We start from the raw sequence: 15,302 nt of genomic DNA, 5'->3' as shown, positions 1-15,302 counted from the left end.
CCCCCCCCCACCTTACAATTTATAGTGTTTATTTATGTCTACCTACTTAGTAACATCTATTTTCAGCTCTAAGCAGTTACAATTATTTAAGCTTTCTCTCCCTCAAACCGCCCCAATCGCTCAGCAGTCCGAAGAATTTGACAAGCCAAAATCGCTGCACCAAACCCATTATCAATATTAACTACCCCGATACCAGCAGCACAAGAATTAAGCATTGTTAACAAGGGAGCTAAACCGCCAAAACTAGCACCATAACCCACATTTGTTGGCACAGCAATCACCGGACAATTCGCTAAACCTGCAACCACACTAGGCAAAGCCCCCTCCATTCCAGCCACTGCAATCAACACATCCGCTTCATAAATAACGTGCCTTTGACTCAGTAAACGATGAATTCCAGCCACTCCCACATCCCAAAGACGGCGTACCTGAAACCCGCATAGTTCCGCCGTAACAGCCGCCTCCTCTGCTACAGGCAAATCGGCAGTTCCCGCAGTCAGGATAGCAATAATTCCGGCTTTTTTTGGGATGGCTAAATCAGGAACAATTGCACAAATTTTAGCACTTCGATAATAAGATAAATCGGGAATTTTCTGCTGCAATTCATCATACACCTGCGGTGAGATTCGAGTAGCCATTACCACAGAATTACGCGACCGCATCACCTGTATAATCTCAACAATTTGCTCAGGTGTTTTTCCCTGTCCCCAGATTACTTCGGGAAAACCAGTTCTTAAACTACGATGGTGGTCAATTCGCGCGAAATCTCCTACTTGTTCAAAGTCAAAATGCTTTAATTTTTCCAAAGCTAGGTCAGGAGTCATATCCCCAGCCGCAACAGCTTTTAATAAATTTTGTAATGCTTCAGGTTCCATAAAATTTGTTAGTTGTTAGTTGTTGGTTGTTAATTGTTGGTTGTTAGTTGTTAGTTGTCATTGCGAGCCAAGCGAAGCAATCGCCCTACTGTGAAACTACTTCGGTTTAGCAATTAGCAATTACCAATTACCAGTTACCAATTTTATTCTGTTATTTTCAGCTCGTACAAATTCCAAAAAGCACCGCCAATAGCACTGTATTTAATCCCAGAAATGCGATCGCGGACAGCCTCAAAAGTTAGCGGATTCACCATATAAACAAAAGGCATCTGTTCAGTAGTGATGCGCTGAGTCTCAGCATAAATTTCCTTGCGCTTCGCCTCGTTAAGTTCCTGCGATGCTTGCACATAAAGGTCATCAATTTTCTGCTCCCAGTCAGCAACAACCCAATCCTTAATAGCTGGTTCTCCCGGTTGCGGCGGTTGGTTAAAACTGTGTAAAGTTCCCTTGACTGACCACACATTATAGCCGCCATGCGGTTCCACACCGCCACCCGTGAAGCCACCTAAATAAGTATCCCAATCCCGCGTCAGGCGCAGCTTTTCTACATAGGTATTGAAACTCAAAAACTGGGTGTCAATTTGCATCCCAAGTTTACCTAAGTCTTGTTTAATTTGTGATGCCATCTGTTCCCGCACCTTCTTACCAGCAGATGCGAGCACAGTAAATCGAACTTTGTTGCTCTGAGCATCCAATAACTGACCTTCTGAGTTATATTTAAAACCCGCATCAAGCAACAATTGTTTCGCTTTTTCTGGATTGTAATTGTAAGTTTTTAACCCCTTTTCTGGAGAAAGGTAAAAGGGACTTTGTACCGGAATCGGGGAATGCAGCGGCGCACCCAAACCCCGATAAATATTGTTCGTCATTGCATCTCTATTAATTCCATAAGCAATGGCTTGCCGAAATTCTTTAATATTAAACCACCGAGACTTAATCGGGTCTACGAAAGGCTTATTCTTGGCATTACGGCCCTGATTGAGATTAAATGCCAGAAACACTGTCCCAGAGTCTGGCCCACCGTTATAAATAGTATATTTACCTCGTTTTTCCTCCCGTTTCAACAGCGGAAATGCCTCTGGCTGTACGTCGAGAGTATCCAAATCTCCCGAACGGAAATTCAGCAGTTGGGTATCTGTATTTTCCATGATTTGCCAGACAATTTGCTCAATGTAAGGCAGAGAATTTCCCTGAGTATCTTTACGCCAATAGTAGGGGTTGCGCTCTAGAATAACTCGCTGATTGGGAGTATAGCTAGCCATCCGATATTGACCATTACCAATGATTTTTTTGGGATCTGTATTCGTTCCCCAAGTTGATAGAAATAGAGGCTTACCATCAGCATCGGTAGTGCGAACACTTTCTGCTAAAATATGAGCAGGTAAAATTGGCAGTCCGCCAGCAAATCGAATAAAAGGTGCAAATGGTTCTGCTACAGAAAATTCTACTCGGCGCGAATCAAGTTTTTTTACCTTGGGAAATTGGCGACTGACTCCAACCCTAAGAATGTCTTTTAAACTAGAGGGAATTTTATCGTTTAGATAAATACCATCGTAAGTAAAAATGATATCATCAGTGGTAAAAGGTTCGCCATCTGACCACTTCAATCCTTCCCGCAGAGTAAACACAATTTTCTTGCCATCTTTAGATACTTCCCAGGATTCTGCTAAACCGGGTTCTAAGTTAGATGTCACACCATTTTGATTGAGCAATCCCTCGTAGAGATAGCCAAACACATCATAAGCTGACTGATTTAGCGGGGAGTTAAATGTAGCTGGGCCGCTGGGTGTAGGAACTACTAATCGTGCTACCAAGTTAGAATGAGCGGGACTGCATGAATAAAGGGTGATGGCGACGATAACTGCTAGTAAGATAGTAAGCCACCGACGCAAAACCTGGGAAATTGAAGAAGTTATCATCATTATTTACAACCTTACAACTATTTTACCACTAACAATGCAACAGCATAAACTGCTATGCCTTCTTCTCTCCCGACGGGGCCTAACTTTTCATTCGTGGTAGCTTTTACGCCGATTTGGTCTGGGTTTAATTCTAAGACATTGGCAAGGCGATCGCGCATTTTTTCTATATGCGGCTTTAACTTCGGGCGTTCTGCTACTATCACTGAATCGATATTACCTATTTGCCAGCCTTTATCTAATATTAACTGGTTTACTTGTGCTAGTAATTTTAAACTATCAGCACCTTTCCATTTGGGATCGGTAGGGGGAAAATAATGACCGATATCTCCTAAGCTGAGTGCTCCTAACATGGCATCCATAATCGCATGGGTGAGTACGTCTGCATCGCTGTGGCCGAGTAATCCTAATTCGTGGGGAATGTTGACTCCGCCTAAAATGAGGGGGCGATCGCTTACCAGTTGGTGAATGTCGTAACCATTGCCAATACGGATGTTCATATAATTCTTGCTTTCAGAGATAACCTACAATATTCCAGTATGGAAAAAAAATCAATCGGACATTCTATAATATCCAGCAATCAAATTTCATCAGGGTTAATGCCCAACTCCCTTAACTTAGCAGCTAACCGTTCTTTTTGTTGCCTTTCAATCTCTAATTGTTGTATAGCCTGCTCTTTCTGCTGTTGCTCTAGTTCGGCTCTTTGAGTTTCGGCTTCATCTCCCATCAATACTAAATTTCCCTCTATATCAAAAAACCTCAACCAATTACCTTGACAGTTTTCTACTTTCCCTTCCCATACACCCAGCCATAGCCCTAAAGACTCACAATATAATCTCTCTTTTTCGTTAAGAGATAATGATTGATACCGACGATTGATTAACGTCCAACCTCTGAGAGAAGTGGCAGTATTGGGTTCGTAGACAAAATAATCTTGGGTTTTTAATTTACGCTCGTAGATATCTTTTTTGGTGGTTAAATCTACTTCAGCAGTTGAGGGAGACATTAATTCAACTACTACATCTGGGAGGCGGCTATCTTCTTCCCAAGCAATCCAAGCATCTCTATTTATAGTTCCATCTACATCTAAAACCACAAAGAAATCAGGGCCTTTGAAGTCTTGATTTTTGACTTGGTTAGCGCTGTAGTAGACAAACATATTGCCTCCTACAAAAAAGTCTTGCCTATCTCGCCAGTGATATTTGAGAGACTGGATGAGTAAGTTCATCGAAATTCTATGGTTATTGCTTTCCATCGGCTCACCATCATCGGTAATCAAATTTGTTGGTAAACTTTCTATACCTAGTGACATCGTAGTGTTGTTCATCTGGCTTATAAGCTGGTATGATATTTAATGATAGCAAATATTTGACAAGATCGGAGCGATTGCCTCTCAAAATCTATTATAATAAGACTTTAAATTATTTATCGGCACTAACGCCAGGGGTAAATCTAACTTTGTTAAGCATTGCCAAGTTAGATTTAGCAGCTAAGCTTAGCAAAACCCATAAATTTAAGCCATACATTTAAGGAAATAAAATAGGTGCTAACAAGGCAAATATCCAGCCACCCATGACTAATACTTCTACAATAATGAGGATAATATTTCGTCGCATATTCTTAATTAAGAGCGTCTTATTAAAGAGCGAATTTTATGCAGCCAATCAGTCAAAGAAGAATCATTAGGACGATACTTGGCCTCAAACATAGAGACAATCAGAGGAAATCCCCCAATCTTTGCACTCATTAGTAAATGCAAGGCTAGACACAAGACTAGAATTGCCCATCCTATTAAGTGAAGAGTGTACCAAATCCGCGTTAATTCTCCCGCAGGTAGCCATTCTTCCTTGACCATACTACCAGACACAATCGAAAAAGTTAGTGCTAATAGCATGATTGTATTGACAGTACGGTGAAAGCTGTACCACCCAATCGGTTTACTCAATTGCGTTATTTTAGCTAACGAATCTGGCTGAATCAAACGTTTTTGACCGATATGAAAGCTGTATAATGCAAAGGCTGGCATCACACCTAAAATTAAGAGTTTACCAAAAGTGCCATGAATTCCAATGATGTGTTCCAACTGAGGAAGTGGCAATTTTCCAAAGCGACCATCATAGTTATTGTACACCACAAAAGCGGTTAAAATTGCGAGTACTGCTATCACAGCGTTAACTCCATGTAGGAGTCTGAGTAGTAAGGGTTGGTAAGGTTTAGAGGGAGGCATTTGTGAGTAGGCTATATGAGAACATTACCTGATAATACTATAGCTTAATTAGGGCAATCTGTTTCTTACAGAGAAATACCGATCTATTTTACTCCATAATTTCTCTAAGTATCGTCAGCAAAAGAATAGCAAATATTTGATTCGAGTGTAATATTCTCCATCATCAACAAAAAACTACAGAGACAAAGCAATTAGCTACCAATAAAATTGTAGTCACGCTAGCGACAAAAACTCCCTTAATAAACTCCCACTTTCCTCTTTTTTTCGCCCAAATTATCAAAGGTATAATATAACAAAGCTGTGCAAAGCTAATACTACCAGTAAGTAAAGAAAATAGCCACAGACCCCTAGCTAGACCAAAACTACCAGGAGAAGGTAAACTTGAGATATCAATACATCGGTTAATCCAATTGCCAAACCACGAAATTTTATTCATAGCATTGCCCATAACAAAAAGTAATACAAACCACAGTAAAAAATTTCCACATAAAACCCAAGTAAACCCATCAATAAACTTATCATTACTCTTGTTCATTAAACCTCCTAAGACTTACACAAACCCCTGATTTATTCAAAAGATTGTCGCTTTCTTTAAAAAAATTGACCTAGAAATCAGGTCTTACCTCTATAATTTCTGTGGGCAATACTTATACTATTACCTTCCTCTTAAAATATTAATTGTAGTTTTCCGATCGAGTGTTGACACTTACTTTTAATTGTGATGATTTTTTAGGCTTTGTCTAACAAATCCGGTCGTCTTTGCCGTGTCCGCTCAATCTGCTGTGTCCGCCGCCAACGATCGATCTCAGCATGATTCCCCGATAATAAAACATCAGGAACCTTCAATCCGCGAAAATCCGCCGGTCTGGTATAGTGCGGGTAATCCAACAACCCATCCTCAAAACTATCTAAAGCCACCGACTCAGCCTTCCCCACCGTTCCCGGTAACAACCGTACCACCCCATTAATCAACGCCAAAGCGGGAATTTCCCCTGCTGTGAGCACGAAATCCCCCAAAGACACCTCGCGAGTCACTAAATGCAACACTCGCTCATCCACACCCTCATAATGACCGCAAATCAAAACTAACTGATCGTACCCGCCAGCCAAATCCCGAAATAACTGTTGCTGCATCGTCTCCCCCTGGGGAGTGAGCAAAATCACCTCACGCCTCGGTAAAATTGGCACAGATTCCACCGCCGCAAAGATGGGCTCCGGTTTCATCACCATACCCACACCACCCCCATAAGGCTCATCATCAACTCGGTGATGCTTATCTGCGGTAAAATCGCGGGGATTGACTAAATTTACCTCAGCTATGTTTTTCGCTAAAGCTTTGGCCATCAGCCCCGAACTTAGGGGAGATGTGAAAAAATCTGGAAACAGAGTCAGAACATCAAATCGCACGAGGCAGTAAATTTAGTAATTAGTTAATTCTCCAATCTGTCCCTGCTAAAAACACAGGTACGAAAGCCCGTTTTCTACAATTGCTCTTTGATTCATCGTCATCGTAGAATTATTAGCGCGATCGCGATCGCACAAAAGCACAAAATTTTGGCACAAAAAAGGTATAGTTATAATACCATGAATTTCATAAATAAATGCCTATAGTCGGATAAGTCTTAGGTTTTTCCTTTGCCGCTTAAATCCTGGCTGTATTGTGGGCGGGTTTTGTAGAAAAATTACTACGAGGAAGGAAAATTGCCAGCGCTCTATAGCAACCGCCAAGCTGATTAAGAGATTCTTAGTTGCTGAAACTATTGCTTTTATTGCTTTCTGCCTTGGGCCCTTCTAGATCGCTAAGTTTTTCTACCTTCTGCCCTTATGCCTTCTGCTTCACAGCCAGCAGAAAAGTAAGGTTCAGAAGCGATCGCGAACTCAAGCTGGAGGAACTGCATTCCGTTGCAGGCCAGTTGCCTTAGCCAGCCCACAGGCGGTATGCTTCGCCAATACCAAAAACAGGGCAAAAAACCAACGATCTCGATCGCAAGCTGACTTGGCAGCATACCAGGAGCGGCACGACTCAATTTTAGCCAAACAGAGGAAGATACACTATGCAGCAGTTGACATCTCAAGCCCTTGAACACACTCCCCAGCGCACCACAACAACGATCATGGTGATTGGAGGAGCGGAAGACAAAGTTCACGGACGGGAGATTCTGCAAACTTTTTTTCACCGCGCAGGAGCTACAAGCGCTCGACTGGCCATCATTCCCTCAGCTTCGCGAGATCCAGAAGCTATTAGCGCCCGCTACCGCACCATCTTCGACGAAATGGGCGCAGAAGCGGTCAAAGTTCTCGACATCCGCGAGCGGGAACAAGGGGAAGACCCATTATGGAAAGATTATTTAGAAGATTGTACGGGAGTATTCATGACCGGCGGCGACCAATTGCGCCTGTGTGGTTTGCTCTCCGATACCCCCTTGATGGAAAAAATCCGTACCACCGCCCAAGCAGGCAAAATCGTCCTCGCTGGTACCAGCGCTGGGGCAGCAGTGATGGGCCACCACATGATCGCAGGCGGGGGTAGCGGCGCATCTCCGAATCGGTCTTTAGTTGATATGGCAAATGGGCTCGATATCATACCAGAAGTAATAGTAGACCAGCACTTTCACAATCGTAATCGCATGGCTAGATTGTTGTCTGCGATCGCCTCTCACCCTGACCGCATCGGCATCGGCATCGACGAGGACACCTGTGCCCTGTTTGAAGGCGAAGGCATCATTAGCATCATGGGTAAAGGCACAGTAACGATCGTCGATACTAGAGAGATATTTCACACCAACGAGCCTGTGGTGGAAGCCACAGAACCTTTGAGCCTCTTTAACCTGCGCCTGCACATCCTCTGTCACGGGGATTGTTACAATATGCGCTCTGGCAAAGCCGTGCAATCAGAAACTTGTCCCAATACCAGTTGGCCGCCGGAGTGTCGAAACTCCAACTAAATCCCTAAACTCAAAACTCATAGCAAAACTGTTCGCTGCGAACAGTTTATCGAGTAATCAAGCTTGAAATTGAATAACTATGGGCAATGCTTCTCCGACACCTGCGACCCACAATCCTCTAAGACTGCCATGAAAATACAAAAAATCCAGACCTTACGCGGCCCCAACTACTGGAGCATTAGACGGCACAAGCTGGTCGTCATGCGTCTAGAACTAGAAGATTTGGCAGATAAAACTTCAGCTCAAATTCCCGGCTTCTACGAGGGATTAACCAGCGTCCTACCCAGTTTAATCGAACACTACTGTTCCCCTGGCTGCCGGGGCGGATTTTTGCAGCGCGTCCGAGAAGGGACAATGATGGGCCACATCGTTGAGCACGTAGCCTTAGAACTTCAGCAATTGGCAGGAATGCCAATGGGATTTGGCCGCACCCGCGAGACTTCAACTCCCGGTACATATCAAGTAGTAATTGAGTATCAAAACGAACAAGCAGGGCGTTACGCTGCCAGAGCAGGCGTGCGGCTGTGCCAAAGTATTGTTAATACCGGGACTTATCCGCAAGAAGAGTTAGCTCAAGATATCAAAGACCTTCAAGAATTTGCTGCCGCCGCAGCTCTAGGCCCTTCTACGGAAACTATTGTTAAAGAAGCTGAGACTCGCGGCATTCCCTGGATGCAGTTGAGTGCCAGGTTTATGATTCAACTGGGTTACGGGATTCACCAAAAACGGGTACAGGCAACTCTGAGCGATCGCACCTGCATTTTGGGCGTAGAATTGGCCTGCGATAAAGAAGGTACGAAAAAAGTTCTCCGCGACGCAGGAGTTCCCGTTCCCAAAGGTACGGTGATTAACTATTTAGACGAACTACAAGATGCGATCGCAGATGTTGGCGGCTATCCCATAGTCATTAAACCCCTAGATGGCAATCACGGACGCGGGATCACCATCGATATCAACTCTTGGGAAGAAGCAGAGGAAGCCTACGACCTCGCCAGCGCCGCCTCCAAAAGCAAAAGCATAATTATTGAACGCTTTTATACCGGCCGCGACCACCGAGTATTAGTAGTTAACGGTCAAGTCGTCGCCGTGGCGGAACGAGTACCCGCGAACGTAGTTGGAGATGGGAAATCTACCATCGAAGCGCTGATCGAAGCAGTCAACCGCGACCCCCAACGGGGCGATGGACACGACAATGTACTCACCCGGATTACCATCGATAAACTTGCCTTGGACTTGCTCAATAAGCAAGGGTACACGATGGAATCGGTGCCACCACTAGGTCAGAGAGTATTTTTACGGGCAACAGCCAACCTCAGTACCGGCGGTATTGCCGTCGATCGCACTGATGAGATTCACCCAGAAAATCTCTGGCTGTGTTCCAGGGTAGCCAAGATTATTGGCTTGGATATTGCCGGGATCGATATTGTCACTGCGGATATTTCCCAACCGTTGCGATCGGTAAACGGCGTGATCGTCGAAGTCAACGCCGCCCCTGGGTTCAGAATGCACGTTGCACCCAGCCAAGGTTTGCCCCGTAATGTCGCCGGCGCGGTACTGGATATGCTATTTCCCCAGTTTCAGCCCAGCCGAGTGCCGATTTTAGCCGTAACCGGCACCAATGGCAAAACTACCACAACTCGCCTACTGGCTCACATTGTCAAGCAAACTGGTCAAACAGTTGGCTACACGACTACAGACGGAACCTACATCGGTGAATATCTCGTGGAATCGGGAGACAATACCGGACCCCAAAGCGCTCATTTAATTCTCTCTGACCCGACAGTAGAAGTCGCAGTCCTAGAAACCGCACGGGGCGGCATTTTGCGTTCCGGTTTGGGTTTTGAACACTGCGATGTGGGCGTAGTTTTGAATGTCGCCGCCGACCATTTGGGCATTGGTGACATCGATACCGTAGAGCAATTAGCCACCCTCAAGAGTGTAGTGGCGGAGTCCGTGATGCCTAATGGCTGTGCAGTCCTCAATGCCGATGACCCTTTGGTGGCGAAAATGGCCCAGCGCGTGAAGGCACAAGTAGCTTATTTTTCTATGAATCCTGACAGCGAGTTGGTAGCCAGACATACTGCTGCGGGAGGCTTAGCGGCGGTTTACGAACACGGCTATTTATCGATTTTAAAGGGAGATTGGACGCTGAGAATTGAACAAGCGGTAAACGTACCTTTAACTATGGGGGGCCGCGCACCGTTTATGATTGCCAATGCTTTAGCTGCTTGTTTGGCGGCTTTCGCCCAAGGGGTGAAGATTGAGCATATTCGGGCGGCTTTGTCAACCTTCGAGGCTTCCGCTGGTCAAACTCCGGGGCGGATGAATTTGTTTAATTTGGGAACTTATCACGCTTTGGTCGATTATGCCCACAATGCTCATAGTTATGAAGCTTTGGGGAGTTTTGTACGGAATTGGCCGGGAGTCCATATCGGTGTGGTAGGTGGCCCTGGAGACAGGCGAGATGAGGATTTTGTGACGCTGGGTAAGCTTTCAGCCAAGATTTTTGACAGGATTATTGTTAAGGAGGATGCTGATAGGCGGGGACGGCCTGCGGGTTCGGCGGCAGAGTTAATTTCCCAGGGAATTAGAGAGGCGCTGAACTCGCAAGAAAATGGGAAATCTAAGGTTGAATATGAGTCAATTTTGGATGAAACTACAGCAGTAAATAAGGCTTTGGATAATGCGCCGCCGGGGAGTTTGGTGGTGATTTTACCTGAGAGTGTTAGCGGTGCTCTGAGTTTGATTGAGGCTCGAAAACCGATTAAGGATCTGGGGGTTTCTCCAGCTATTTCTAGTCAGTTACAAGCTCAAGAAGGCTTGAAGGCAACGGTTGTGAATCAAGGCTGATTAGTTAACGGTTAACTGTTAACCGTTAACAGTTAACCGTTATATTTCCGGTTTTTTAGGTTCTTCTTTTTCTGGGTCGGCGGGTTCTGCTTCAGGGGGGAGAATTCCTTCTTTGAAATCTCGTAAGGTTTTGCCGATCGCGCTTCCTAATTCGGGGAGTTTTTTGGGGCCGAATATTAAGATAGCAATAAAGGCAACAACTCCTAATTCGGGCAATCCTAAACCAAACATACTTTCCTCCTATAAGCTTTCTTTAAATTAACATCGATCTGCGGTTGAAATTCTAAGGTATAGTAACCCTTTTCGTCGGTTAAGACAATTTTATTTTTTTGATAAATGTAACGCCGCCCTCCGGGCGGTGATTCAACCGCCCAGAGGGCGGCGTTACGTAAGTAGATTTAGGCAAAGAATAAAAAGAAGATCGCACTTTTAATAAAACTTGCTCATCTCAGAAAGATACAAAGTGCCAAGGACTAAGGGTAAAAGGCCATTGAAAGTGGAGATTTTTGGTGAATTTTCGCACGGATTTCCTGATATGCTCAAATATACAAGCCTGGGAGCCAGACTGCACTAGCACAAAATAAAATTTTATTGGAGTTGTTTAGCAATGTTAGAAACATCACCCTCTTCCCTACGGAGAGAACAACACTCTTTAATCCGTCAGCTAGCAGACCGGATGGAATCAGTCTGGCAACGCTATCTAGACCTAGAACCATACTATCTACCTGCTGAGCTGGGCTACGTGGAAGGTCGCCTGGAGGGAGAAAAACTGATTATTGAAAATAAGTGTTTCCAAACCCCCCAGTTCCGTAAAATTCACTTGGAATTGGCGAAGGTGGGGTCAAACCTGGATATTTTGCACTGCGTGATGTTCCCTAGATCGAACTATGCTTTACCGATGTTTGGTACGGATATAGTGGCGGGACGGGGAGTGATTAGTGCTGCGATCGCGGATCTCTCACCTCTAAGTGCTGACCGTAGTTTACCGGAGAGCTACCGCAGCGCTCTAAGTACATTACCCAAGAACAATTTTTCTGAGTACCGCCAAGTACCAGACTGGGGCGATATTTTCTCAGAATTTTGCCTATTTGTGCGACCGAGCTCAGTGGAAGAAGAAGCTCAGTTTTTGTCGATGGTGGAGTCCTACGTAGAAATAAACTGTCAACTGGCGATCGCTTCAAAACCCGTATCTACTGAGGAGCAAGCCGAAATCGTGGCTGCTCAAACCTATTATTGCACCCAACAGCAACAGAATGACAAAACCCGGCGGGTACTTGAAAAAGCTTTTGGGTCAGAATGGGCCGATCGCTACATGAGAACTGTACTATTTGATGCGGTTTTTACTGAGGATTTAAAGGTGGCTCTAAGCAATCCTACGTAAATTTTACCATAAAAACCAAAGGAGATCTCCGTAAATCTATCAGTAGACATCGTATCTAAATATGCACTCTGAGCCTTGATAAATCAATCCAGATTCCTGCAAATTTCAAATAACTAACGGGATAAAGAGCGCTGTCATTTACAATTAAATAAGTCCGCCACCCACTAAGAAAGTATGTCTTAATTAAGATTATGGGAAAGGAGTCATGGCCGAAAGATAAAACATTCTCAAAGCCTGCGGGACGGTGGACTGTCTTGTTAGCGAGTGCTGCTGCGGTTGCGCTCGCGCTACTAGGTTTCTGGCAAGTTTCTAAACTTGGAAAGCCAGAACCTTCGACCTCCACCGCCGCTGTACCCGCTAGTGCCCCCACTCCAGTAGCTCCCAAAACTGTCACGGCTTTAGGGCGGCTGTCTCCGAAGGGGGAAGTGATTAAAGTAGCAGCCCCATCTCTGTCGGAGGGATCGAAAATAGATCAACTGCGAGTGGAAGAAGGCGATCGCGTGCGGGAGGGGCAAGTAATTGCGATTTTAGATAGTCGCGATCGCCTCAGAGCAGCATTAGAAGAAGCGGAAAAAGAAGTAAAATTCCAACTAGCAGAATTAGCTAAAATTAAAGCCGGAGCCAAAACTGGAGAAATCTCGGCTCAACAAGCAGAAATTACCCGTTTAGAAGCTCAATTTCAAAGAGAAACCGAAGCTCAACAAGCTAAAGTTGCTCGTTTAGAAGCTCAACTCCAAAGGCAAACAGAAGTAGCCGAGGCTAATCTTGCCCGACTTCAGGCTCAACTGCAAAGACAAACTCAGGTAGAACAAGCAAAACTTGCCAACCTTCAAGCTCAATTGCGAGGAGAAATTGCGGCTCGCAATGCCACAATTGACCGCTTAGAAGCGGAATTAAGAAATGCAAATGCAGAAGACAAACGCAATCTAGAACTATATCAAACTGGAGCGATTTCTGCTTCCGCTTACGATAGTAAACGCTTAACAGTAGAAACAGGAGTTGAGAGAATCAAAGAAGCCAAAGCTAACCTTAACAAAACCGTGCAAACGCTGCAACAACAAATTAAGGAAGGTCAGGCAAATTTGACGCAAACACTAGAAACTGGTAGAGCGCAAGTTAACCAAGCAAAAGCTGAATTAAACCAAACCCTAGAAACATTAGCTCAAGACGTTAACCAAGCAAAAGCTGAACTCAACCAAATACTAGAAACTGGCCCTGCTCAGATTAATCAAGCGGAAGCTACCCTCGATAAAATAGCAGAAGTTCGACCCGAAGACGTGCAAGCAGCTTCTGCCGCAGTCGAACGCGCGATCGCAGCCAAAGAAAAAGCCCAAGCAGAGTTTGATTTAAGCTCTGTAAAAGCCCCCACAGACGGTCAAATATTAAAAATTAACACCAGACAGGGAGAACGCATTTCTATTGACAACGGCATCGTTGACCTCGGCCGCACCAATCAAATGTATGTAATCGCTGAGGTTTATGAAACGGATATCGGTCTAATTCGTCGAGGTCAGCGAACCATTATTACCAGTAGCGCTTTGAATGGAACATTAGAGGGAACAGTCGATTTAATTGGCAAACAAATCGGTAAAAAAGATGTCCTTAATACTGACCCCGCAGCCGATACAGATGCTAGAGTTGTTGAAGTCAAAATTCGCCTCGATCCAGATGCCAGTAAGAAAGTTACTAACCTAACTAACTTACAGGTTGAAGTGAAAATCTCTATTTAAACACTAGAAAATATGCTTCTAAAAATTCCTCTACCTTGGTTGCAGCTAACACGAGAGAAAACCCGTTTATTAGTAGCAATAGCTGGGATTGGCTTTGCAGATTTACTAATGTTTATGCAGTTTGGATTTAGGGATGCGCTATTTGAAAGTGCCATCACTTTTCATTCTAAATTAGACGGCGATATTTTTTTAACAAGCACCCAATCTACGGCATTAATTGCGCTGAAAAGCTTTCCTCAGAGGCGTTTATATCAAGCCCTTGCTTTTGATGGTGTAGAATCTATTAGCCCCATTTATATTGGTTTAGGGTTGTGGAAAAATCCCGATCCTACAAAACGAAATACTCGTCAAATTATGGTTATTGGCATCGATCCGTCCCAGCGGAGCTTTATTTTGCCCAGTGTAACTGAGAAACAGGATCTAATAAAAATGCCAGATTTGGTTTTATTTGATGATGCTTCTAGAGCAGAATTCGGGCCAATAAAGGATTATTTCGAGAGTGGGAAAATTGTAGAAACAGAGATAGAAAATCGCCGCATAAAAGTAGGTGAATTGTTTACTTTAGGTGCATCTTTTGGCGCGGATGGGAATGCGATTACTAGCGATTTAAACTTTTTACGGATTTTTAATAAACGGAAGAAAGGAATAATTGATATAGGAATTATTCACTTAAAGCCGGGAACTGATGTTCAGAAAGTTGTGAGTGAAATGAGAGCAAGTTTGCCTAACGATGTTAGAATTTCCTCAAAAGCAGAGTTTGTAGAAGTTGAGCGAAAATATTGGGAGGAAAGTACAGCAATTGGATTTATTTTCACTCTGGGAGCAGGGATGGGATTTATAGTTGGGATCGTGATTGTTTATCAAATTCTTTATACTGATGTCTCGGATCACTTGCCAGAGTACGCTACGCTCAAGGCTATGGGATATAAGGATATCTACTTTTTGGGTGTGGTGTTTCAAGAAGCTATGATTTTGGCAATCATTGGTTATTTGCCAGGATTTGCTATTTCTACTGTTCTTTATAATTTAGGTAGAACGGCTACAAGTTTGCCAATGTATATGACAGTGGCGAAAGCTATTACTGTTTTAATATTGACATTTGTAATGTGTTGTGCTTCAGGTGCAGTGGCAGTCCGAAAACTTAGTGCTGCCGATCCCGCTGATATTTTTTAATTGTTAACTGTTAACTGTTAACTGTAGGTTGGGTGTAACGAAGTAGTAATTAAAGGTAAGGTGGGCGCTCGCCGCAAACAACCTTGTAATTCATAGTGATAGATCGTTGGCGGCGAGCGCCCACCCTACAACTCGGAGAGGGGGAGAAATTTTCCCCAATTAGCAATTAGCCATTAGCCATTAGCCATTAGCAATTAGCCAT

14 protein-coding genes are annotated in these 15,302 nt (G+C 44.2%); 5 read left to right on the top strand and 9 right to left on the bottom strand.

Annotated elements, in window-relative coordinates; translation table 11 throughout:
* Positions 1-86: 86 nt before the first annotated feature.
* The 8 genes from larB to PN499_RS02815 form a co-directional block, all read right to left on the bottom strand.
* On the bottom strand, positions 87-875 hold the full coding sequence (gene larB, locus PN499_RS02850) for a nickel pincer cofactor biosynthesis protein LarB (protein ID WP_272030181.1): 789 nt from the start codon (positions 873-875) through the stop codon (positions 87-89).
* A 143-nt stretch (positions 876-1,018) separates the two neighbouring features.
* A complete protein-coding gene (locus PN499_RS02845) occupies positions 1,019-2,797 on the bottom strand; it encodes an ABC transporter substrate-binding protein (RefSeq protein WP_272030180.1) in 1,779 nt (592 codons plus the stop codon).
* Between the two features lie 17 nt (positions 2,798-2,814).
* Positions 2,815-3,294, bottom strand: a complete 480-nt coding sequence (ispF, locus tag PN499_RS02840) for a 2-C-methyl-D-erythritol 2,4-cyclodiphosphate synthase (RefSeq protein WP_007353387.1) — start codon at positions 3,292-3,294, stop codon at positions 2,815-2,817.
* 80 nt (positions 3,295-3,374) lie between these two features.
* Complete coding sequence (locus PN499_RS02835) at positions 3,375-4,121, bottom strand: Uma2 family endonuclease (protein WP_272030179.1); 747 nt, start codon at positions 4,119-4,121, stop codon at positions 3,375-3,377.
* A gap of 297 nt (positions 4,122-4,418) precedes the next feature.
* Complete coding sequence (locus tag PN499_RS02830; protein ID WP_272030178.1) at positions 4,419-5,021, bottom strand: cytochrome b/b6 domain-containing protein; 603 nt, start codon at positions 5,019-5,021, stop codon at positions 4,419-4,421.
* Between the two features lie 163 nt (positions 5,022-5,184).
* Positions 5,185-5,556: a hypothetical protein gene (locus PN499_RS02825; protein WP_272030177.1), complete on the bottom strand. Its 372-nt coding sequence runs from the start codon at positions 5,554-5,556 to the stop codon at positions 5,185-5,187.
* A gap of 194 nt (positions 5,557-5,750) precedes the next feature.
* Positions 5,751-6,428, bottom strand: a complete 678-nt coding sequence (gene trmD, locus PN499_RS02820) for a tRNA (guanosine(37)-N1)-methyltransferase TrmD (protein ID WP_272030176.1) — start codon at positions 6,426-6,428, stop codon at positions 5,751-5,753.
* 392 nt (positions 6,429-6,820) lie between these two features.
* Positions 6,821-7,027 carry a hypothetical protein gene (locus PN499_RS02815; protein WP_272030175.1) on the bottom strand — a complete coding sequence of 69 codons (207 nt, stop codon included), beginning with the start codon at positions 7,025-7,027 and terminating at the stop codon, positions 6,821-6,823.
* 48 nt (positions 7,028-7,075) lie between these two features.
* On the opposite strand from PN499_RS02815, the gene PN499_RS02810 reads away from it, so the two are divergent.
* Both PN499_RS02810 and cphA read left to right on the top strand, forming a co-directional pair.
* Positions 7,076-7,966, top strand: a complete 891-nt coding sequence (locus PN499_RS02810; RefSeq protein ID WP_272030174.1) for a cyanophycinase — start codon at positions 7,076-7,078, stop codon at positions 7,964-7,966.
* A gap of 129 nt (positions 7,967-8,095) precedes the next feature.
* Positions 8,096-10,816, top strand: coding sequence for a cyanophycin synthetase (gene cphA / locus PN499_RS02805; protein WP_272030173.1), 2,721 nt, complete (start codon positions 8,096-8,098; stop codon positions 10,814-10,816).
* A 39-nt stretch (positions 10,817-10,855) separates the two neighbouring features.
* Here the strand turns inward: cphA and tatA are convergent, their stop codons facing one another.
* Positions 10,856-11,047: a twin-arginine translocase TatA/TatE family subunit gene (gene tatA, locus PN499_RS02800; protein WP_272030171.1), complete on the bottom strand. Its 192-nt coding sequence runs from the start codon at positions 11,045-11,047 to the stop codon at positions 10,856-10,858.
* Between the two features lie 376 nt (positions 11,048-11,423).
* Between tatA and PN499_RS02795 the strand changes: the two genes are divergently transcribed.
* The 3 genes from PN499_RS02795 to devC all read left to right on the top strand — a co-directional run bounded on the left by PN499_RS02795 (position 11,424) and on the right by devC (position 15,100).
* The gene (locus tag PN499_RS02795) at positions 11,424-12,197 is read left to right on the top strand and encodes a phycocyanobilin:ferredoxin oxidoreductase (protein WP_272030170.1); all 774 of its coding nucleotides are present in this window, start codon (positions 11,424-11,426) and stop codon (positions 12,195-12,197) included.
* Positions 12,198-12,388: 191 nt separating this feature from the next.
* Positions 12,389-13,927, top strand: a complete 1,539-nt coding sequence (locus PN499_RS02790; RefSeq protein WP_272030169.1) for an efflux RND transporter periplasmic adaptor subunit — start codon at positions 12,389-12,391, stop codon at positions 13,925-13,927.
* Between the two features lie 12 nt (positions 13,928-13,939).
* Positions 13,940-15,100 (top strand): ABC transporter permease DevC, encoded by a 1,161-nt coding sequence (gene devC, locus PN499_RS02785; protein ID WP_272030168.1) that lies wholly within the window; start codon positions 13,940-13,942, stop codon positions 15,098-15,100.
* The last annotated feature ends 202 nt before the right edge of the window (positions 15,101-15,302 follow it).

Origin of the sequence: Kamptonema animale CS-326, assembly GCF_028330895.1 — a bacterium.
In the GTDB taxonomy this organism is placed as follows: Bacteria; Cyanobacteriota; Cyanobacteriia; order Cyanobacteriales; family Microcoleaceae; genus Kamptonema; species Kamptonema formosum.
The sequence above is the reverse complement of the archived record's forward strand: the minus strand, read 5'-3'. Positions and strand labels throughout refer to the sequence as shown.